The 20,289-nt window shown below is 67.5% G+C and carries 23 protein-coding genes; 5 read left to right on the forward strand and 18 right to left on the reverse strand.

Annotated features, from left to right (window positions below):
• Positions 1-159: 159 nt before the first annotated feature.
• The 7 genes from ACGFNJ_RS15575 to ACGFNJ_RS15605 all read right to left on the reverse strand — a co-directional run bounded on the left by ACGFNJ_RS15575 (position 160) and on the right by ACGFNJ_RS15605 (position 8,102).
• Positions 160-1,725, reverse strand: a complete 1,566-nt coding sequence (locus ACGFNJ_RS15575) for a hypothetical protein (RefSeq protein ID WP_393447691.1) — start codon at positions 1,723-1,725, stop codon at positions 160-162.
• Positions 1,710-2,477: an ABC transporter ATP-binding protein gene (locus ACGFNJ_RS15580; RefSeq protein ID WP_393447693.1), complete on the reverse strand. Its 768-nt coding sequence runs from the start codon at positions 2,475-2,477 to the stop codon at positions 1,710-1,712. The genes ACGFNJ_RS15575 and ACGFNJ_RS15580 overlap by 16 nt, the downstream gene beginning before the upstream one ends.
• 67 nt (positions 2,478-2,544) lie before the next feature.
• A complete protein-coding gene (locus tag ACGFNJ_RS15585; protein WP_393447695.1) occupies positions 2,545-3,750 on the reverse strand; it encodes an FAD-dependent oxidoreductase in 1,206 nt (401 codons plus the stop codon).
• 186 nt (positions 3,751-3,936) lie between these two features.
• Complete coding sequence (locus tag ACGFNJ_RS15590) at positions 3,937-4,596, reverse strand: PadR family transcriptional regulator (protein WP_393447697.1); 660 nt, start codon at positions 4,594-4,596, stop codon at positions 3,937-3,939.
• A gap of 82 nt (positions 4,597-4,678) precedes the next feature.
• Positions 4,679-6,712, reverse strand: coding sequence for a DHA2 family efflux MFS transporter permease subunit (locus tag ACGFNJ_RS15595; RefSeq protein ID WP_393447699.1), 2,034 nt, complete (start codon positions 6,710-6,712; stop codon positions 4,679-4,681).
• A 79-nt stretch (positions 6,713-6,791) separates the two neighbouring features.
• Complete coding sequence (locus ACGFNJ_RS15600) at positions 6,792-7,739, reverse strand: sigma-70 family RNA polymerase sigma factor (RefSeq protein ID WP_393447701.1); 948 nt, start codon at positions 7,737-7,739, stop codon at positions 6,792-6,794.
• A gap of 78 nt (positions 7,740-7,817) precedes the next feature.
• Positions 7,818-8,102, reverse strand: coding sequence for a hypothetical protein (locus ACGFNJ_RS15605; protein WP_393447703.1), 285 nt, complete (start codon positions 8,100-8,102; stop codon positions 7,818-7,820).
• Between the two features lie 101 nt (positions 8,103-8,203).
• Here ACGFNJ_RS15605 and ACGFNJ_RS15610 point away from each other — a divergent pair, with 101 nt between their 5' ends.
• Positions 8,204-8,839: a TetR/AcrR family transcriptional regulator gene (locus ACGFNJ_RS15610; protein WP_393447705.1), complete on the forward strand. Its 636-nt coding sequence runs from the start codon at positions 8,204-8,206 to the stop codon at positions 8,837-8,839.
• On the opposite strand, the gene ACGFNJ_RS15615 is transcribed toward ACGFNJ_RS15610, so the two are convergent.
• Positions 8,824-9,462: a TetR/AcrR family transcriptional regulator gene (locus ACGFNJ_RS15615; protein ID WP_393447858.1), complete on the reverse strand. Its 639-nt coding sequence runs from the start codon at positions 9,460-9,462 to the stop codon at positions 8,824-8,826. The two genes, ACGFNJ_RS15610 and ACGFNJ_RS15615, sit on opposite strands and share 16 nt — an antisense overlap.
• A 168-nt stretch (positions 9,463-9,630) precedes the next feature.
• On the opposite strand from ACGFNJ_RS15615, the gene ACGFNJ_RS15620 reads away from it, so the two are divergent.
• The 4 genes from ACGFNJ_RS15620 to ACGFNJ_RS15635 all read left to right on the forward strand — a co-directional run bounded on the left by ACGFNJ_RS15620 (position 9,631) and on the right by ACGFNJ_RS15635 (position 13,064).
• Positions 9,631-11,037, forward strand: a complete 1,407-nt coding sequence (locus ACGFNJ_RS15620) for a lipase family protein (protein WP_393447707.1) — start codon at positions 9,631-9,633, stop codon at positions 11,035-11,037.
• A 90-nt stretch (positions 11,038-11,127) separates the two neighbouring features.
• Complete coding sequence (locus tag ACGFNJ_RS15625) at positions 11,128-12,003, forward strand: oxidoreductase (RefSeq protein WP_393447709.1); 876 nt, start codon at positions 11,128-11,130, stop codon at positions 12,001-12,003.
• A 99-nt stretch (positions 12,004-12,102) separates the two neighbouring features.
• Positions 12,103-12,552 (forward strand): transcriptional regulator, encoded by a 450-nt coding sequence (locus ACGFNJ_RS15630; RefSeq protein WP_393447711.1) that lies wholly within the window; start codon positions 12,103-12,105, stop codon positions 12,550-12,552.
• A gap of 212 nt (positions 12,553-12,764) precedes the next feature.
• Positions 12,765-13,064 (forward strand): DUF3817 domain-containing protein, encoded by a 300-nt coding sequence (locus tag ACGFNJ_RS15635; protein ID WP_393447860.1) that lies wholly within the window; start codon positions 12,765-12,767, stop codon positions 13,062-13,064.
• Between the two features lie 57 nt (positions 13,065-13,121).
• Here ACGFNJ_RS15635 and rdgB read toward each other — a convergent pair whose 3' ends face one another.
• The 10 genes from rdgB to clpS form a co-directional block, all read right to left on the reverse strand.
• Entirely contained in the window at positions 13,122-13,730 is a 609-nt protein-coding gene (gene rdgB / locus ACGFNJ_RS15640) for an RdgB/HAM1 family non-canonical purine NTP pyrophosphatase (protein ID WP_393447713.1), read from the reverse strand.
• A gap of 2 nt (positions 13,731-13,732) precedes the next feature.
• A complete protein-coding gene (rph, locus tag ACGFNJ_RS15645; RefSeq protein WP_393447715.1) occupies positions 13,733-14,503 on the reverse strand; it encodes a ribonuclease PH in 771 nt (256 codons plus the stop codon).
• 65 nt (positions 14,504-14,568) lie between these two features.
• Positions 14,569-15,333 (reverse strand): cyclic nucleotide-degrading phosphodiesterase, encoded by a 765-nt coding sequence (locus ACGFNJ_RS15650; protein ID WP_393447862.1) that lies wholly within the window; start codon positions 15,331-15,333, stop codon positions 14,569-14,571.
• Between the two features lie 150 nt (positions 15,334-15,483).
• Entirely contained in the window at positions 15,484-16,221 is a 738-nt protein-coding gene (locus tag ACGFNJ_RS15655; protein WP_393447717.1) for a rhomboid family intramembrane serine protease, read from the reverse strand.
• A gap of 126 nt (positions 16,222-16,347) precedes the next feature.
• Positions 16,348-17,310 (reverse strand): cysteine synthase, encoded by a 963-nt coding sequence (locus ACGFNJ_RS15660; RefSeq protein ID WP_393447719.1) that lies wholly within the window; start codon positions 17,308-17,310, stop codon positions 16,348-16,350.
• 6 nt (positions 17,311-17,316) lie between these two features.
• Positions 17,317-17,589: a MoaD/ThiS family protein gene (locus ACGFNJ_RS15665; protein WP_393447721.1), complete on the reverse strand. Its 273-nt coding sequence runs from the start codon at positions 17,587-17,589 to the stop codon at positions 17,317-17,319.
• 33 nt (positions 17,590-17,622) lie between these two features.
• Positions 17,623-18,045: a Mov34/MPN/PAD-1 family protein gene (locus ACGFNJ_RS15670; RefSeq protein WP_393447723.1), complete on the reverse strand. Its 423-nt coding sequence runs from the start codon at positions 18,043-18,045 to the stop codon at positions 17,623-17,625.
• Between the two features lie 207 nt (positions 18,046-18,252).
• Positions 18,253-19,296 carry a P1 family peptidase gene (locus ACGFNJ_RS15675; RefSeq protein ID WP_393447864.1) on the reverse strand — a complete coding sequence of 348 codons (1,044 nt, stop codon included), beginning with the start codon at positions 19,294-19,296 and terminating at the stop codon, positions 18,253-18,255.
• Positions 19,297-19,333: 37 nt separating this feature from the next.
• Complete coding sequence (locus ACGFNJ_RS15680) at positions 19,334-19,903, reverse strand: DUF2017 domain-containing protein (RefSeq protein WP_069163118.1); 570 nt, start codon at positions 19,901-19,903, stop codon at positions 19,334-19,336.
• A 22-nt stretch (positions 19,904-19,925) separates the two neighbouring features.
• Positions 19,926-20,276, reverse strand: coding sequence for an ATP-dependent Clp protease adapter ClpS (clpS, locus tag ACGFNJ_RS15685; protein ID WP_069163117.1), 351 nt, complete (start codon positions 20,274-20,276; stop codon positions 19,926-19,928).
• Between the last annotated feature and the right edge of the window lie 13 nt (positions 20,277-20,289).

Consider the following 20,289-nt stretch of genomic DNA (forward strand, 5'->3'; position numbering starts at 1 on the left):
GAACCGGCCCACGAACCGAACAGCAGCTGGACGCGGCAGACGACCTGGTCCCTCGTGGGATCCGCACCCCTTCTACCAATCCGCACCGGTTATGGGCCTCCAGAACAGGTGCGGATCCCAAGAAGGAGTGCTGATTTCAGGAACAGCGTGCGGGTGGAGTCAGCGTGCTCGGACTGCTTCGAGGAGTTCGGGGCCTTGGGTGGCGAGGCGTTGCTCGGCTAGGCGGGCGCCGAGGAGGGCGGCGGTGATGCCCAGCGCGATGCCGACCGGGAGGGCCAACCATTCGATCAACTTCAGGTCGGTGAGGCGGCCGATGATCAGGATGATCAGGACCGGGAGCACCGCGAACATCTGACCGAAGACCATCGCCACCTGAATGAGTGCCTTGGCGCAACCGGGATTGCCTGACCCGGAGAACGGATTGCCGGTGCGCGGCGGCATGGGGTACGGCGCGATCACCGAGAGAATCAGTGCCGAGCAGACGCCGGTGCCGAGGGCCGCGGCATGCAGCGACAGCACCCACGGATACATGCCCCAGCGGCCGAGTGCACCGGGCAGGATCAGGGTGACCAGCAGCGTTGGCACGCCGATGACCACAAGCATGGCCAGCAGCCTGCCGCGGACATCCGCGCGCGCCGCACCCGGCGTGACGAGGGTCTGCCAGACGGCGGTGCCGTCGTAGCCATAGAGGTTGGCCCCGGCCAGCGCGGCGAACAGTGCCGAAGTCACACCGGCGAACGGCACACCACCGGAACTCCCGCCTTGGAAGACGGGGAACACCGGCATCATGATGCCGACCACGAGGATCGGCACCAGGGTGGCCCGACGACGACTGTCCCGCCACCACGCGTGCAACTCCTTGATCGCCACGGCGCCGGTCGGACCGGTTTGCCGCACCCGGCTGAGCAGGCCGGCGCCCGAGGTGCCCGCCGTCGAGTTCATCGGGGTGGCGAGCCTGCGCGCGAGCAACACCGACCACGCTTGCCACAGCCCGAGTGACAGTGCGGCGAGGCCGAGGATGCCGAGCAGCGCGATCAGCCAATTCCCTTGCGCCGCAGCCTCTACCGCAGCAGGCGCCCAGCCGAAGGGCAACCAGCGCAGCGCTGTCGCCGCCGCGGGCGGCACGTCCTGCAGGACGCTGATGTGCGAAAGCAACCAGCTCGCTGGGTAATACGCCAAGCCGAGCAGTCCGGCGAGCAGCACGCCGATGTCTTTGCCGCGCCGCGATCGCATGGCGGCGCCGACCCAGGCCAGCATCACCCTGGACAGCAGCACCACGAACACCAGCTGCAGCACCACCCCGACCGCGGCGACCAGCGTTGCCGCCCAACTCAATTGCGCAGCGAGCACGATAAGCCCGCCGAAGGCGATCAGGTTCACCACCGGCGCGGCGCCGGCGAACGACGCGGCCAACAGCCCGGTGGCCAGCTGGCGATTGCTGAGCGGCAGCAGTCGCAGATGTTCCGGCTGCACCGTCTCGTCGCTGCTGCCGATCAGCACCGGCCCGCACAGCCAGCCGAGTGTCCACACGCCGTACACCGTCGCGGCAACGGTGATCGCGCGTGACACGTCACCGTCACGCACCGAGAACCCGATCAATACCGCTGTGATGAGCGCGAAGACCAGCCCGACCACGATGCCGAGCACGAACGTGACGCCTTGCCACCCGTTGCGCAACGCGCGCTTGCTGAGCAGCAGGCGCATCCGGATCAGGACGCCAACCACGACAGCCCTTCTTCCCCGCCGACGCGCCCGCCGACCAGCCGGACGAACGTCTCTTCCAGCGTGGTCTCGCCGCGCACCTCGTCGAGGGTGCCCGCGGCGACCACCCGGCCCGCGGTGATCACCGCGACCCGGTCGCACATGTTCTCCACCAGCGCCATCACGTGACTCGACAGCACCACCGAGCCGCCCGCCCCGACGAAGCGCTGCAGGATGGTGCGAATCGTGCCCGCCGACACCGGATCCACCGCCTCGAACGGCTCGTCGAGCACCAGCAGTTTCGGGGCGTGTAGCAGCGCGGTCGCGAGGCCGATCTTCTTGCGCATGCCCGCGGAGTAGTCGACGACGAGAGTGCCTTCGGCACCGGTCAATTCGAAGACCGACAGCAGTTCCTCGGCCCGCTCGCCGACGGTGCGCTCCGGCATACCGCGCAAAAGCCCGGTGTAGGTGAGCAATTCGCGTCCGGTGAGCCGTTCCGGCAGCGCGAGCCCGTCTGGCAGCACCCCGGCCAAGGTCTTGGCGCGCACCGGGTCCGCCCAAACATCAGCGCCGAAGATCTCGGCGTGTCCCGCGTCCGGGCGCAACAGCCCGGTGGCCATCGACAAGGTCGTCGTCTTGCCTGCCCCATTCGGGCCGACCAGACCGAAGAAGGAGCCCGGCGGTACCGCCAGGCTCACGTTGTCGACGACCCACGGCCCGCCGAAGCGTTTACACAGGCCGGTCAGGTGCAGTGCGGGCTGGTGGTCGGGTTGCATTGTCCCCCCGTGTCCTCTCGGATCGATGTTCTCCAAGGGTACGGACCACCAGCCCGCGCGGTTCGAATCACACCGTGGCGAGTCCTGCCTGCACCGGCGCGTCCCAGTCGATCCGATAGCGCTGCTCGGCACCCATCGTCTTCTCCTGATTCATCATCTTGATGAACAGGGGTGCCGCGAGCGCCATCATCTTGCGCGCCACCGGACCGAGTGTCTTGCTGTGGTTGGCCTTCGCGGCACGAGCCGCGACGCCTTCCACCCGACTCCGGCGCAGCTGCTCATAGGCAGCGAACGCCGCTGTCGGCGTTGGCATGTCGCGCAGGCAACGCGCCACCTGGATTGCGCTCTCGATGGCCAGCGACGCGCCCTGACCGGAACTGTTGGACGGCGCGTGCACCGCGTCGCCCACCAGCACCATGCGGCCGCGAGACCAGTGCGGCACCGACGGCATGATGTGCAGTGCGCCGGTCACCTCCAACTGCTCCTCGGTGGTGCGCCTGGCGAACTCGCCGCCGGGTGTGTCGTCACCGTAGATCTCACGCAGGATGCCGAGCCAGTGCGACTTCGGGATCTCCCGTGCGGCGGTGAGCGACAGGTACTCCTTGTGCGGCAGGTTCGCGCCCCACATCACGCGGCCGTCACCGACCGAGCCGTACAGGTAGTAGGCCTGTTTGCCGAAGGCGAACGTCATCGATTCCGGCGCGACATCGCCGTCGTAGTCGTCGATGATCGCGCCGAAGCCGAGCATGTTGAGGTATTCGGGTCCCGGCGCGTTCGGATCGATCAGGTCGCGCACGGTCGACCGGATGCCGTCGGCGCCGACCAGCACGTCGGCGGTGGCGGTGCTGCCGTCGGTGAACCGGGCGGTGATGCCCGACTCTTCCTCGACCACGTCGACCAGGCGCTTGTTGTACTCGAAGGGCACACCGGCAGCGACAGCGTGATCGTGCAGCACCCGGTGCAGTTCGCCACGATCCACCAGTTGCAGCGGCGGCAACTCGGGCAGGCCGGGCACCGAGACCACCTTGCCACCGATCGACAGATTCATCGTCGAGATCGGCAGCGCGATATCGCGGACCGGATCACCGGCCCCGATGACATCAAGGGCGGCAATGCCGTTCGGCGCGAGCGCGAGCCCGCTGCCGATGTTGTAGGACGAGCCGGGGTAGGCCTCGTAGACGCGGGCGTCGATGCCCGCCTTGCGCAGTGCGGTCGCGGCGACCGGTCCGGCGATGCCGCCACCGATGACGAGCGCGGTACGTGTTTCAGACATGGGTGTCTCCAAGAATGTGCGATACGGGTTGTTGTTCGAATCCCCGAACCGACCCGTGCACCACGCACCCAGTTATCCTGTGGTTGCCAGCCTTGTAGCCGGGTGCGCGCATGCGGGCGCGGTTCGAGACTGTTCAATCGGGCTCGGCGGCGGTGTTGCCGCACCCCGCCGAGTCCGGTCTCGAGATCAGGATGGTTCCGGTCTGGTCATCCCCCTCTCCACGGAGGCGATGACGTCCGCGATCGGAATGTCGTCGGCGTGTATCTGCCGCCACCAGTCCACGCCGGGGAAGGTGCCCTCGGTGAGTTCCGCACGGAACGAACGAGCCCATGCCACTTCGGCTTCCAGCATCGCGATCCCGTATTCGGACTCGATGACGAACAGCCTGGGCAGTCCTGCGGCGACGGCTTCGGATGTTTCGGCGCGCGCGCCGTCGATCGTCCGACTCAGCGCATCGATGCGCTGGCCTAGCAGTTCGATGACCTCATCGGGAGGCAGCACCGAGAGTATGGAAAGTCCAGCGATGAACCTGGTCGACTCCCATTCCGGGACGGCGACCAATTCCCTTGTCCAGTCGGCGAGTTCGGCACGCCCGGTCTCGGTGATCTGGTAGATCACCCGCTCCGGCCGCGCGCCGTCGCGCTCGCTGCCGACGATCTCCAGGTAGCCGACCTTCTCCAGGTTCTGCACCACGGTGTAGAGCGAGCCCCATTTGATGGCCATGTCGTGCTCTTTGCCGCGATCCTTGAGCGTCTGCGCGATCTCGTAGCGGTGCTTCGGCCGGTCGATCATCACGGCGAGCACCGCCAACGCGAGCAGGTTGTTCACCTTGCGCTTCGTGGCCATCACACCTCCTTACTCGTCTACGAATATACGTGGACGAGTATTGCGGACGCAAGGGGCTACCGCGAGCCGATACGGCCGGATTTCAGACGCGGGCGGACTCGTGCTCGCGGGCCGCTTCCTCGAGCAGCTTGGCGGCAATGTTGTCCAGCGCCTGGTCGAACAGGGCGCGATCGGCAGGGTCGTCGTTGTTCCAGTCGTCGAGCCTGCTGTCCAGCCAGCGGCGCCACGCCGCCTTGACGCGATCGAGCTCGGCTCGACCGGAATCGGTCAGTCGCAGCGCCCGGCCGTCGTCGACGAGGTAGCCCTTGTCGGCCACTCTGCGATAGATCGGCTCGAGCACATCGTCGGGCAGCTTGTGCGCCTGCGCGACCGAATCCAGTGTGGCCGTGGCGTTTACCCGATCGCGCAGATATACCTGACCGAGCGCCCACGCCTCGCCCCTGCTGAGCGTGCTGCCCGCGTCCGCGAGTATGCGCGGCCCGATGGGACCTTCGGCATCGGCTTTGCGCATGGATCCGGCGATGGCCCGTTCCAGGTGCACCACCCGGTCGGCCGAATTGGGCACCGAAAACCCTTCGCCCACATCGCCTGCGCTCGCCTTGGCGCTATCGCGCAGCGGCACTTCTTTGAGGAACCAGGCGACCACGAAACCGACGAGTGCCACCGGAACCACCCAGATGAAGACGTGATCGATCGTTTCGGCGTAGGCATCGATGATGGGCGCCGACACCGCCTCGGGAACCGCTTGCAGCAACTGTGGATTCGCCGCAACCTCGGGCGGAACCACTCGCGCCTGAACCAGCGCCGCACTCAGATTGGGGCCGATCTCGTTGCTGTACAACGTGCCGAAAATCGCGGTGCCGAAGGTACTTCCGAGAGTGCGGAAGAAGGTGACACCCGAGGTGGCGGTGCCGAGCTGCGCGTAAGGCACGGTGTTCTGCACGACGATGGTGAGCACCTGCATGGTCAGGCCGATGCCGAGACCGAGCACGAGCATGTACAGCGACTCCTGCCAGAAGCCGGTATTGCGGCCCATGGTCGACATCAAATACAGGCCGAGCGCCATCACCAGCGTGCCGACGATCGGGAAGTAGCGATAGTGGCCGGTCTTGCCGACCACCTGCCCGGACAGGATCGACGTCACCAGCAGCCCGACGACCAGCGGCAGCGAACGCACGCCGGACATGGTCGCCGAAACCCCGTCCACGTATTGCAGATACGCCGGCAGGTAGGTCATCGAGCCGAGCATGGCGAAGCCGCAGATGAAGCTGAGGATCGAGCAGACCGTGAACACCCGGCTGCGGAAAAGCCCCATCGGCAGCATCGGTTCCGCGGCGCGCAACTCGATCACCACGAACGCCGCGAACAGCAGCACCGACGCCGCGAACAGCCCGAGGATCATCGACGAGCCCCATGGGTACTCCTGCCCGCCCCATTCGAGCCCGAGGATCAACGTCGAAACCGCAACGGCGACAAGCCCGATGCCCGCGTAGTCGATGATCGGCTTGATGGCCGCGCGCACCCGGGGAATGGTGCGGGCCGACATCACGATCATGATCACCGCGATGGGCACGTTGACGTAGAAGCACCAGCGCCAGCTCGCGTGGTCGGTGAACAGCCCGCCGATCGTCGGCCCGATCACCGTGGTGACGCCGAAGACCGCGCCGAGCGCGCCTTGATACTTGCCGCGCTGCCGCAACGGGATGGTGTCGGCGATGAGCGCCATCGCGGTGACCATCAACCCGCCGCCGCCGAAGCCCTGGATGCCGCGCGCGATGATCAGCATCGTCATCCCGTTCGCCAGGCCCGCGATCATCGAGCCGACGATGAAGATCAGCGCGCTGAGCTGGAAGATCAGCTTGCGACCGAACAGGTCGCCGAGCTTGCCCGCCAGCGCGGTCGCCACTGCTTCGGCGAGCAGATACGCCGTGATCACCCAGGCCATGTGCCCGGCCTCGCCGAGGTCGGCGACGATCGTCGGCAGCGCGGTCGACACGATCGTCTGATCGAGCGCCGCCAACAGCATGCCCAGCACAATCGTGGCGAACACCACATTGACCTTGGCGCGACTGAGCGGTTCCTGGACTTTCTCGGCGACATCGACTGCACCGGTCATTGACTCAGTATGGTCCGATTCCGCTGAGCTGTCCGTCCAGCGACACGCCAGCATCCCCGCGTCGCGCAGTGAGGTCGGCTCAGCCGAGCAGCCCCTCGAGCACCTTGGCCCGCCCCGGTTGCCGCAGTTTGGCCATCCCCTTGGCCTCGATTTGGCGGGCTCGTTCGCGGGAGACGCCGTAGGTCTTGCCGATCTCGTCGAGCGTCTTCGGTTCGGTGCCGTCCAAGCCGAAACGCAGCGCGATCACCCTGGCTTCCCGCTCGGTCAGTCCGGCGAGCACCCGGTTGAGCTGGCCGCGCACGGTGCCCGCGAGCACCGCCTCGGCCGGGTCCGGCGCCGTGTCGGGAATGAGTTCGCCGATCTCTGCGGCGTCGTCACCGAGCGGGGTGTGCAGCGAAACCGGTTCGCGCGCATGGTCCAACAGCTCGCGCACCTTCGCCGGGGTCAGGTCGAGCTCGGCGGCCAGCTCCGCGGGCGTGACCTCGCGGCCGAGTTGCTGCGCCATCGCGCGCTGCGTGCGAATCACCCGGTTCAGCACGTCGACCACGTGCACCGGGATACGGATGGTGCGGCCCTGGTCGGCCAGCGCGCGCCCGATCCCCTGCTTGATCCACCACGTGGCGTAGGTGGAGAACTTCAGGCCGCGACGGTGGTCGAACTTGTCCACCGCGCGCATCATGCCGAGGGTGCCTTCCTGCACCAGGTCGAGCAGCGACATGCCCGTCGGCGTCGGGTAGCGCTTGGCGATCGAAACGACCAGGCGCAGGTTTGCCTCGACCATGTGGGCCTTCGCGCGTTGCCCGTCGGTGACCTGGCGACGCAGCGCACGACGTTCGGCGACACCGAGTTCGGCGTCGTCGGCAAGTCGCGCGGCGGCCAGCGCGCCTGCCTCGATCCGCTCGCCGAGTTCGAACTCCTGGGTCGCGGTCAGCAACGGTGTGCGGCCGATGAGCCGGAGATAGTCCTTGACCTGGTCGTCGCTGACGGTGCCCGCGAGCCGGGCCGGGTGAGTGGTGCAGTACTGCATGGGCGAGTCCTTCCGAAGGGGGCGAACCGGCCGCCGACGCGTGCGCGCCGACGACCGGTGGGAGTGCTGCTCGATGCCTCAGCCGCGACCGGGAATCCGTCGCTGGTACTGCGCCTTGGCACGGAGGGCCTGGTTGCGCGGCAGCCCGACGCCCTTTCGTTCGATCCGTGCGGTCACGGGAAACCCGTTGCCGCGGCGATGCTTTCGGTTCGGCACCGGCGCTGCTCCCGGCGGCACGAGGCGGCCGAGGACGGCTTCGGTGGTGGTCTGCGCGGTGGTCTTGTCGGCCATGGTGGCTGGTCCCTTTCGGTCGATGGTGGAGCTGGTGCTGGCCGGGGTTGCCTCGACAAGTCCGAAATTCATACGCGGTGACGCTCCTTCGTTCTGAGTACGAGGACAAACTTAGATCAGACCTAAAAATATGTCAAGCATAAATTTTGGTCGATATCAGCTATGGTGATGCCATGGACACAGAGACGCTGGGGCTTCGAGACCGAAAAAAGCTCCAGACCAGGGAGAACATCTCCAACCAAGCGACCAGGCTCTTCCTCGAGCACGGCTTCGACAAGGTGACGATCGCCGACGTGGCGGCCGCCGCCCAGGTCGCCAAGATGACGGTGACCAACTACTTCCCGCGCAAGGAAGACCTGGCCCTGGACCTGCACGACGTCTTTGTCGACCAGCTCGCCCGCGTGGTCCGCGAGCGCGAGCCCGGCGAATCCGCGCTGGCCGCACTGCGCCGCGCGTACCTGACGGCGGCGGCCGAGCAGGACCCGGTGGTCGGCTTCTCCGGCCCCGAGTTCGCCACGCTGATCAACGACAGCCCGGCCCTCGTCGCCAGGCTCCGCGAATTCCACGACGAACGCGAACAGCTGCTCGCCGCGACCCTCGCCGCCGAGACCGCTACCACGGCAACGGATATCGCGCCGAGGGTGGCCGCGGCCCAGCTCGGCGGCGTGCACCGGGTGCTGTTCGACGAGACGATGCGCCGCACCCTCGCCGGCCAGTCGAACGACGAGATCGCCACGGCCATCACCGAATACATCGGCGTCGCGTTCGACGCGCTCGCGCCGTCACTCGGGCACTACTCGGTGCGCTGATCCGGCATTTCCAGCAGCGACAGCGCGATCGGCACCAGCAGTTCCACCAGCAGGTCCGCGGCCGGGCGCGGATCGGCAAGCACCCATTCGTGCGTCAGGCCGTTGATCGCGCCGATGAGCGCGCTTGCGCCCCAGGCACTTCCACCACGAATCCGAGCGCCGGGCGCCACTGCGGGCACCACGACGGAGTCGAGCAGCGCCGCCCAGCTGTGCCGCCGCTCGCGCCGGTGCCGCTCCATCCGGTCGCTGACGCCGACCACCTCGATGAAGGCGACCTTGGCGCGATACGGGTCCGAGCCGATCGACCCCGAATACGCCGACACCATCGCGGTCATCGCGGCGGTCATGTCGTAGCGCGGATCGAGGTCGGCCAGCGCGGCGAGCACGGCCGCCGCCGCGTCGTCCTGGATCCGATCGTAGGCGGCGACCAGCACGTCTTCCCTGGTCTGGAACTCCTCGTAGAACTGCCGCTTGGACAGGCTTGCCGCGGTGCAGAGGTCGGCGAGTGAGCAGTTCGCGTAGCCGCGTTCGGCGAAGATCCTGGTCGCCGCGACCAGGAAGCGCTGACGGCGTTCGGCCTTGCGTTCGGTGACGGCACGTCCGCCGTATTGCCTGCTCACCATCGTCACGCTTCCACCGTAGACGAGCGGGCGCGCAGCGGCCGTGACCAGGCGAGAGACACCTCTCACTGACCGCTGGTTGTGATCCGCGTCATGACGTTGCATACTCGACCACAGTCTGAAACCAACTGGGCTCACATAGCCGTGGCCCTGCACCAACGAGGTTGTTCTGTGGTCACACCGCGCAAGCACGCATCGAAGCTGCTGATAGCCCTCGCCGTGGTGGCGGCCGGGCTACCCTTCGCCCTCACCGGAGCGGCCGCCGCCGAACCGGGCACTCCCCCGGTGCAACCCGTGTTGCCGTTCCCGATTCCCCCGCTGCCGCCCGGCTTCGACCCGGCCTTCTACCGCCCAGCGCCGCAGACCTACGCGAATCTGGCACCGGGCCAACTGATCGCGGCCAGGCAGGTGCATGTGGCGAACCTGTCGCTGATCCCGGTCAACGTCGACGCCTGGCAGCTGTCGTACCGGTCCACCAACACCCGCGACGAGCCCATTGCCGCGGTGGCCACCGTGTTGAAGCCGCGCGGCTATATGCCCGATCGGCCGCTGTTCTCGTATCAGATCGCCGAGGACTCCACCGGCAATTACTGCATGCCGTCCTATCAGCTGCAGATGGGCTCCATCCCGGCGACGATCACCGGCTCTGTGCTGGTCGCCGGACAGTTCCTGGAGATTCAGGCCGCGCTCGCCCAGGGCTGGGCCGTGGTGGTGCCCGACCATCAGGGCCCCGATTCCGCCTATGCCGCAGGGCCTTTGGCTGGACGGATCACGCTGGACGGCATCCGCGCGGCGGCAAGCTTCGACCCGATGCAGTTGTCCGGCACCGCAACTCGCGTCGGCCTGATGGGCTATTCCGGCGGCGCCATCGCGACCGGCCATGCGGCCGAACTGAAGCGGAGTTACGCACCGGAGCTCAACGTCGTCGGCGTCGCCGAGGGCGGCATCCCCGCCGATCTGTCCGCGGCATTGCGGATGGCCAACGGCAACCTCTCCGCAGGACTGATCTTCGCGGGCACGATGGGCGTCGCGCGTGAGTACCCGGAGCTGCGAAAGTTCCTCGACGACAACATGAACGGCCTCGGCAAGCTGATGATGGCGGCCAAGGAGCAGTTGTGCGCGAGCTACCAGTCGATCTTCTTCCCGTTCGCCGACAACATCGGCATGCTCGGCAAGAACCCGTTCGCCGATCCGACGGTCCTCGCGGTGCTGGACAAGACCAAGATGGGCAAGGCGGTGCCGGACATGCCGATGTTCATGTACCAGTCGAACCCGGACTGGCTGATCCCCGTCGGTCCGGTCAACGATCTCGTCGGCTGGTACGCGCAGGATCCGAATGCCCGCGTCGAGTACACCCGCGACCACTTCAGCGAGCATCTGACACTCGACCCGATCGGTGCGCCTCGGGCCTTGCTGTGGCTTAAGGACCGCTTCACAGGCTTGCCGGTCGCGCCAGGCGTCCGCACTATCGACGCCGGTTCGATGCTGCTCGATCCGGCCACTTGGCAGGTGTGGAGCGAGACCGTCGGGACCACGCTCGCGGCTGCCTTCCAGCAGCCCATCGGCAGTGGTCGGTGAGTGGCGGTCATCACACTCTGTCTGAGACACTTTGGCTAGGATTCGAGTGGATCTCTTCCCTCGGAACTTACTCAAGAGTAAGGTTGTCTCATGGCGTGGAAACCTACTGAAATCCCGGATCAGACCGGGCGCACCTTTGTGATCACCGGCGCGAACGGGGGATTAGGCGCTATCACGACCGAGGTCCTCGCGGCCAACGGCGCAACGGTCGTCATGGCCTGCCGCAACGCGGAGAAGGCCAAGGCCGTCGCCGACGCGATCCCCGGCGATGTCCGGGTGGCCGAGCTGGATCTGTCCGATCTGGCCTCGGTCCGCAAGTTCGCCGACGCACAGGGCGAGTTCGACGTGCTGATCAACAACGCCGGGCTGATGAACGTCCCGTTCTCGCGCACCAAGGACGGCTTCGAGACCCAGTGGGGCGTCGACCACCTCGCGCACTTCGCGCTGACCGGCCTGCTGCTCGACCGCATCACCGACCGGGTGGTGACACTGGCCAGCATCGCGCACCGGCAGACGCCGAAGCTGTGGGTCGACGACCTCAACTACGAGCACCGCCGCTACCAGCGCAACCTCGCCTACGCGCAGGCCAAGCTGTCCAACCTGATGTTCGCGCGGGAACTACAGCGCAGGCTGACCGAGGCAGGCTCGGACAAGCGCTCGTACGCGGTACATCCCGGCGTGGCGGCCACCGACCTGTTCTCCAGGACCGAGACGCCGATCGACAAGATCATCAAGCCGTTCGTCGCGCTGGTCGGGCATGCGCCGCGTAAGGCCGTGCACTCCACGCTGTTCGCGGCCACCATGCCCGACGCCGACCCACAGGTCTACTGGGGTCCGCGCCGGTTCTTCGAGACCCAGGGGCCGGTCGCCGCAGCACCGTCCAGCAGGCTGTCGAAGAAGCAGGACCTCTGGAAGCGGCTCTGGGAAGAGTCCGAGCGCTTCACGGGCATCACCTACAAGTTCTGACCTCGGCGGTCCCGCCTGCGGGGAGGCGGGCGGGACGCTGAAGGGACAAGGCCCACCTGCCTCCTACGGATCGTGTAGTAGACGAGTACCGTAGTAGCCGTGTCCGCTTCACCTCGCCGCTCGGCACACAATCGGCCGGCCCTCATCGCGCTGGTGATTGTCGCGACGCTCGGCTGCCTCGCGTTGGCCTGGTGGCAGTGGGAGCGGTTCGAATCATCCAGCGGCACCGGCCAGAATCTGGGCTATGCGCTGCAGTGGCCGTTGTTCGCGGCCTTCGCGGTGTTCGCCTATTTCCGGTTCGTGCGGCTGGAGCGGGAATCCGAAGAAGCCGAAAACCCGAGTGGTACCCCGAGGCCTGCCTCGAAACCTGTTGCGCCGCGTGAGATTCCGGCAGGCATCCTGCCCGATCGCCCGAAAGCGGTGCGCGACGAAGACCCGGTACTCGCCGAGTACAACAGGTACCTGGCCGCACTGCACGCCCGAGACATCGATGATCAGGTCCGTGAGGCGGGTCTGCGCGCCCGCGACACCGAGAGGAGCGCCGGTTGACAACCCCCGGGAGTCCCACCGACAGCAGTTCGGCGATCGAGGCCGCGGAAGCGGCCGAGGAGCACATGCTGCACGCCAGCGACGCCACCGTGGCCTCGGCCGAGGGCGGCGCTCTCGCCGCCGCGGCGGCGACCGCGGCGCTGACCAACAACGCGACATCGTTCGCCGAGGAGGAGGCAGCGCAGAACACCAAGTTCGCGCCGACGGACAAGATCAAGTCCGCGCTGCTGCGCTACCGCGTGCTCGCGTGGATCACCGGTCTCTGGCTGCTGCTGCTCACCGGCGAGATGATCGCCAAATACGGCTTCGGCGTGCACACCCCGAACTGGATCGCCGTCGTGCACGGCTGGGTGTACTTCGTGTATCTGCTGTGCACCGCCGACCTCGCGGTGAAGGTGCGCTGGCCCGCACCGCGCACCCTCGGCACGCTGCTCGCAGGCACCATTCCGCTGCTCTCGTTCTTCGTCGAGCACGTCAACGCGAAGCAGGTCAAGCAGAAGTTCCTCGTCTAGACCGCCACAAACGTTCCCGCACACCGGATTCGGTGTGCGGGATTTTTGTGTCGCAGGTCAGTCCGCGAGCTCGGCCAGTGTGGGCAGCAGTTGGGTCAGCGCGCGACCACGGTGCGAGACCGCATCCTTCTCCGCAGGCGTCAGCTGGGCCGCCGAAGTGTCGCCGCCCTGCGGGATGAACAGCGGGTCGTAACCGAATCCGCCGTCGCCCAACGGTTTCCGGCCGACCGAGCCTGGCCATTCGCCGCGAACCACGATCTCGGGTCCGCCGGGCACGACCAGCGCGCAGGTCGAGACGAACCTGGCGCCGCGCCGCTCGTCCGGCACATCGCCCAGCTGCGCGAGCAGCAACGCGTTGTTCGCCGCGTCGTCGCCGTGCCGCCCGGACCAGCGCGCGGACAGCACGCCGGGCATCCCGTTCAACGCGTCCACTTCGATGCCGGAATCATCTGCGACACAAGCCAATCCGGTCGCCGCGGCGCCGTCGCGGGCCTTGGCGAGCGCGTTCTCCTCGAACGTCGCGCCGGTCTCCGGCGCCTCGTCGTAGGCGGGCACGTCGTCGAGCCCGACGATCTCGATCCCGGCGACCCCCGCGTCGGCGAGGATGCGCCGCAGCTCGTTCAACTTCTTCGCATTGCGGCTGGCGACCAGCACCCGACGTGCCACGACTACTTCTTCTTCGACTCGGACGGCTCAGGGAGCACACCCGGATACGGCAGCGCCAGCGCCTTCTTCTGAATCACGAACAGCTGATCACAGCCGGCCAGCGCGGAGTCGAGCATCTTGTCCAGGGTGGAACGCGGGAAGGTCGCGCCCTCGCCGGTGCCCTGGATCTCGACGAGTGTTCCGGTGTCGGTGGCAACCACATTCATGTCGACCTCGGCGCGCGAATCCTCTTCGTACGGCAGGTCGAGACGCACCCGACCGTCGACGACGCCGACGCTCACCGCGGCGATCGCGCAGGAGATCGGCTGCGGGTCGGCGAGTGCGCCCGCCGCGGCCAGGTAGGTCACCGCATCGGAGAGCGCGACATAGGCGCCGGTGATGGCGGCGGTCCTGGTGCCGCCGTCGGCCTGCAGCACATCGCAGTCGATCGCGATGGTGTTCTCGCCGATGGCAGCCAGGTCGATGCACGCACGCAGCGAACGGCCGATCAACCGGCTGATCTCCTGGGTACGACCGCCGACCTTGCCTTTCACCGATTCCCGGCCGCTGCGGGTATGCGTCGCGGCGGGCAACATCGCGTATTCGGCGGTGAGCCAGCCGAGCCCGGAGTCGCGGCGCCACGGTGGCACCCCCTCGGTGACGCTCGCGGTGCACATCACCCGCGTCTGGCCGAATTCCACCAGCACCGAACCTGCCGGATGCGTGGTGAAGCCACGGGTGATTCGGACCTCGCGGAGTTCGTCGTCCGCCCTGCCATCGGCTCGTCTAGACACGGGCACAGCCTAGGGGATGGCAGGCGACGCCGACGGGGTGGGGAAGAACTAGCCCCGATGACCGGTCAGAGGTCGAATGTCTCGCCCGGCGCGACGGCGTGCACCGGCCCGGAGAACTGCGCCTTGGCCTCGGCGATCACGTCTTCGCGCGACGTCCACGGCGGAATATGGGTGAGCAGCAGCTCTTTCACGCCTGCCTCGGCGGCGATCATGCCCGCCTCGGTGCCCGAAAGATGAATGCCGGGTGGCCGATTCGCCGGATCGTGGGTCCAGGAGGCCTCGGCCATCAGCACGTCGGCGCCCTTGGCGAGCTCGCGCACCGAATCACACATCGCGGTGTCGCCGGTGTAGACGAAGGTGCGCCCGGCGGCGGTGGTGATGCGCAGCCCGTAGGACTCCGGCGGATGGAACATCCGGCTGGCCGACACGGTGTGGCCAGGCCCGAACGCGACCTTTTCGCCGGCGATCCACGGTTGATGGTCGATCACGTCGGACCAGTCGTCGCATTCGCCGCCGACCTCGGCCGAGGCATTGCCGATCCGCACCGCGCTGTCCGACGGCCCGCGCACAATCGCGCGGCCGACCGGCGGTGTCGGGTGGTAACGCCGCCAGACCAGCAGGCCGGGCAGGTCGAGGCAGTGGTCGGCGTGCAGGTGGGTCAGGAAGATGTCGACCTCACCCGGGTCGGCATGGCGCTGCAACGCGCCGAGCACGCCAGGGCCGAAATCGATCACGACCGGCCGCATATCGGGCCCGGTCAGGAGATACCCCGACGCTGGGGAGTCCGGGCCGGACACGCTGCCCGAGCACCCGAGGACGGTTAGGCGCATTCCCCCATGCTGCCACGCTGAATTGTCACTCATGACACCACCTCGCTAACGCGCGCCGCTGCCCCGTGCGACAGCGCGGCTGCGTCCATTGTTCGCTCGCCCGGCCAGGTCGAGAGACCTATTCCCCATATTTCCCGGCGGGCCGCCCGATCACCGTGGCGACGCAATGACGCGAGCCCGATCCGCGCGACGGTGTCGTCGTTCATCACCAGAGAGTACCCAGCCGGCAAGCAGTCCACCCACCGCCCCGAAAAGGTGTCCCTGCCAAGAGATTCCGGGTTGACCCGGCAATACGCCCCACAAAAGCGACCCGTAAACCGCCAAGACGACGAGTCCGACGACGATCTGGCCGACATTGCGGGCGAACCAGCCGCGCGAGATCAGGAACGTCAACCAGCCGAACACGAGCACCGACGCGCCGAGGTGCACGCTGCCCGATGCGCCGGTCAGCCAGGTGCCGATACCGGCGACCACCCAGATGATCGCGGTCGCCATCAGCCCGCGGCCGATGCCTGCGAGCAGGGCGAGGAAGCCGAGGACGAGCACAGGCAGGGTGTTGCCGACCAGATGCGCCCAGTTGGCGTGCAGGACCGGTGCCCACAGAATGCCCCAGAGCCCGTCGGCGTCACGCGGGTGGATGCCCGCGTTGTTCAGGTCGTTGTTGTCGAGGTAGTCGACGCCCTCGATGCCGTACAGCAGCCCGACGAAGCCGGCGATGAGCAGCCCGGCGCGCAGCCACAGTTGTTTGATGGCGGCGAAGTTGTCCGACCTCGGCTTGGCGGGAACACCGGGCGTCGGGCCTGGCGCCTTCGCGCCGGGATTGCCCAGTTGCGCGCGGATCTGCGCGATCCGGTCGGGGTCGAATGATGAACCGATGCCGCCGGCCATCGCAGCCTCCTCGTCGAGCAGAAGATCCGACGGTCACGCATCGGCGTGCGCGCCGTCGTCCTGCCCCTCCGAGCGTACCGGCGCGGATGCTGACCAGGCAGCACTTGCGCGCGGCACGCGCCGAGGTCACGCCCAGAGCTGCCCGTCGAGGCGGTCCTCGGCCTCTTCGAGGGTGCCGTCGTAGGCCCCGGTCGACAGATACTTCCAGCCGCCGTCGGCGACCACGAACGCGATATCGGCGCGCGTGCCCGCCTGCACGGCCTTGCGCGCGACACCGAGGGCCGCGTGCAGGATCGCACCGGTCGAGATGCCTGCGAAGATGCCCTCTTCGAGGACCAATTCGCGGGTGCGCTTGACCGCGTCGTACGGACCCACCGAGAACCTCGTGGTCAGCACCGACTCGTCGTACAACTCGGGAATGAAGCCCTCATCGATATTGCGCAGCCCGTAGACCAGCTCGCCGTAGCGTGGCTCGGCCGCGACGATCTCGATGCTCGGCACCTTCTCGCGCAGGAAACGACCGGTGCCCATCAGCGTGCCCGTGGTGCCGAGACCCGCGACGAAGTGGGTGATCTCGGGCAGATCGGCCAGGATCTCCGGGCCGGTGGTCTCGTAATGCGCCAGCGCGTTCGCCGGATTGCCGTACTGGTAGAGCATCACCCAGTCCGGGTTCGCGGCCGCAATCTCCTTGGCCAGCGCCACCGCCTGATTGGACCCGCCCGCGGCCGGGGAATCGATGATCCGCGCGCCGAACATGGTGAGCAGCTGCCGCCGCTCCACCGAGGTGTTCTCCGGCATCACGCAGACCAGCTGATAGCCCTTGAGCTTGGCCGCCATGGCGAGGGAGATGCCGGTGTTGCCGCTGGTCGGTTCCAGGATCGTGCAGCCAGGCGTGAGCAGCCCGTCGACCTCGGCCTGCTCGATCATCCGCAGTGCAGGACGATCCTTGATGGAACCGGTCGGATTGCGGTCCTCCAGCTTCGCCCACAGCCGCACATGCTGCTCGCCGTCCCACCGCGGAGACAGGGTGCGCAGGCCGACCAGCGGAGTGTTGCCGAGGGTCGCGATCAGCGATTCGTAGCGAGCCACGGATCGTCAGCCGCCCGCGACGGCAGGCAGGATGGTCACGCTCGCCTCGGCGGGCACCTCGGCGTCGAGACCGCCGGTGAACCGCACGTCCTCGTCGTCGACGTAGATGTTGACGTAGCGGTTCAGCTTGCCGTCCTTGAGCAGCCGCTCGGCCAGGCCTGGGTGGTTCGCCTCGAGGTCATCGATCAGGGCGGCCAGCGTGGCGCCCTGCGCCTGCACGCGCTTCTCCCCTCCGGTCAGGCCACGCATGATGGTCGGGATGGACACGGTTACCGGCATGAGAACTCCTCGGTTTCACGAACAGGCATCGGTTCAGACGGTTTCGTAGGCGGCGACGACCTGCACCGGCTCCTCGGTGACCACGCCGTCGACGATCCGGTAGCTGCGCAGCTCGTGCTGCTCCGGATCTCTGGTGGAGATCAGCACGTAGTGCGCGAACGGCTCGGAGGCATAGGACACGTCGGTGCGGCTCGGGTAGGCCTCGGTGGCGGTGTGCGAGTGGTAGATGACCACCGGCGTCTCGTCGGCGTCGTCCATGGCACGCCAAACCCGCAGCTGCTCACCGGAATCGAAGCGATAGAAGGTGGGCGAGCGCTCGGCGTTGACCATGGCGACGAAGCGCTCCGGTCGATCCGAACCCTCCGGTCCCGCGATGATGCCGCACGCCTCGTCGGGGTGATCGGCACGCGCGTGCGCCACCATTGCCTCCACGAGGTCGGCTCTGATCACCAGCACTAGTCGAACCCTTCCCGCAATGCCGACCCATCGCAGTCGACAACGAGTCAGAATATTCGGCTATTCCCCCGGGCACCGCGCCGGTCCTGGTTCGGTGCCGTTGACCCGGCCGCTTCGGTGGTGGTCGGCGTGTCGCGGACCCGCGGAATCGAGGGGGTACTGATATAGGCATCGCGCGAGAAGCCACCTACACCAGTACCCCCTCGATCAATGCGGGAAGAGGTCCCGGTACGCGGGGATCCCGGCGACTGCCTTGGCCGACAGGATCGCGTCGACGATCGCGCGTTCCACGCAGACCGCTGCGGCCGTGCAGACCTCGTCGATCAGCATCAGATCCGGTGGAAAGGACGGCGGCAGCGGGAAGCTCGCCGACCACGGCGCGGTGCCCGTGCTCACCGCGAAAATGGTGTCGCCGTCCAGCGGTGAATGGGCAGGGCGGATCGCGCGGGCCAAGCCGTCGTGCGCCGTCGTCGCCATCCGCTGGCAGCCCATCGGATCCAGCGGCGCGTCCGTGGCCACCACGCCGATCGTCGTGTTGAGCACCGTGCCCTTCACCGCGAGCGCGTTGGCCTGCGCCAGCTGCGCCGCGGTCCCTGGACGCAGTCCGAAGTGTTCCGGGCCGTCGGTGCCGACGCCCCACGGCAGCCCCGTGCGTGGATCGAACACCGAGCCTGCGGGATTCGCCACGATCAGCGCGGACACCGTGACGCCGTCCTCGAGCACCACGCTCGCGGTGCCGACGCCGCCCTTGATCGAACCGGCCCGCGCACCGACGCCTGCCCCGACCACGCCGCGCTCGAAGTCCACCGCCGCGGCGGCCGCGGCGCGGTAGCCGAACTCCGGGGTCGGCCGAATGTCCCACGCGCCCACCGGAAGATCGAAGATCACCGCGGCGGGCACGATCGGCACCACTAGGTTCGCGTTGGCAGGATCCATCGGGATCCCTTCGGCGTGTTCCTCCAGCCAGCGCAGCACCCCGTCAGCCGCGCCGAGGCCGTAGGCGCTGCCACCGGTGAGCAGGATGGCGTTGGCCTGACGCACGGTGTTGGACAGGTCGAGGACGTCGGTTTCCCTGGTGCCGGGTCCGCCGCCGCGCACATCGACGGCCGCGTTCGCGCCGCCGGGGGCGTAGACGACGGTGCAGCCGGTGGCCGCGCCGGTGCCCATGGTGGCGTCCGCGTCGAGCACGTGGTGGTGGCCGACCAGCAGACCGGAGACATCGGTGAGCGAATTACGTTGTCCTGGATGCACTTTCACCGATTCACTCCTGACGTCAGGTTTCCGGAACTCAGGGTGCCAGCGCCTGCAGCAAGGAATCCTGCATCCAGGTGAGCCAGTGGTACACGTCCAGATGCGGGCCCCGCGGATCGTCGGGGCCGAGATGGTCCGGTGTGTCCGCGTCGATGCCGAGCACCGTGCCCAGCGCAAGCCGCACATCGGTCAGCGCGGTCAACCAGGCGTCGGCCTGCTCCGGGGTGAGCACGATCTTGCCGCCCGAAGACGGCAGCGTCTCCAGGATGACACTGCCCGCGGCCAGCTTGGCGTCGATGATCTCCGGCTCGTGCAGCCCGCGCAGCGCGCTGTTCAGATCGGCGCGCTCGGCATCGGGGGAACCGGGTTCATTGCGATGGAAATCCGGCAGCAGCCTGCGCAGCCGCGGATCGTCCGGCGGCGTGGTGTTGCCGGTGCGCAATCCGGTCAGCGCGGCCAGCTCGTCCTCCGGTGCGGCATCGGCTCTGTCGGTCAGCAGTCCGGAGACCGCGCCGACCAGCGAGCGCAGCACATTGGCCTCGCGTGCGTCCATCTCGGACCGCAGTTTGAGACCGCTCAGCGAGTTCTTCCTGCTCCACTTACGCACGGCGTCAGGGTAGTCGTCCTGGTCAGTCGTCCCGCTGCATGGTCGCCCAGAGCCCGGCGGCGTGCAGCCGCTGGACGTCATGTTCCATCTTGTCCCGCGAACCCGAGGAGACGACCGCCTTGCCCTCGTTGTGCACCAAGAGCATCAACTCGGTCGCCTTCGCTTTGCTGTAGCCGAACAGCTTCTGGAATATGTAGGCGACGTAGTGCATGAGGTTGACCGGATCGTCCCAGACCACCGTGACCCACGGGCGATCCTCCGCCTCCAAGATCTCGGTGTATTCGACCGCCTCGGGAGTCGCCTGTGCCGCGGACAGTGTCGCGTCCACGGCGTCCACCACGACGCCGCCTTCGACTATGTTGCACAAGGCCATAACGTCTAGGGTA

The sequence above is a fragment of the Nocardia sp. NPDC049149 genome, from assembly GCF_043197455.1.
In the GTDB taxonomy this organism is placed as follows: Bacteria; Actinomycetota; Actinomycetes; order Mycobacteriales; family Mycobacteriaceae; genus Nocardia.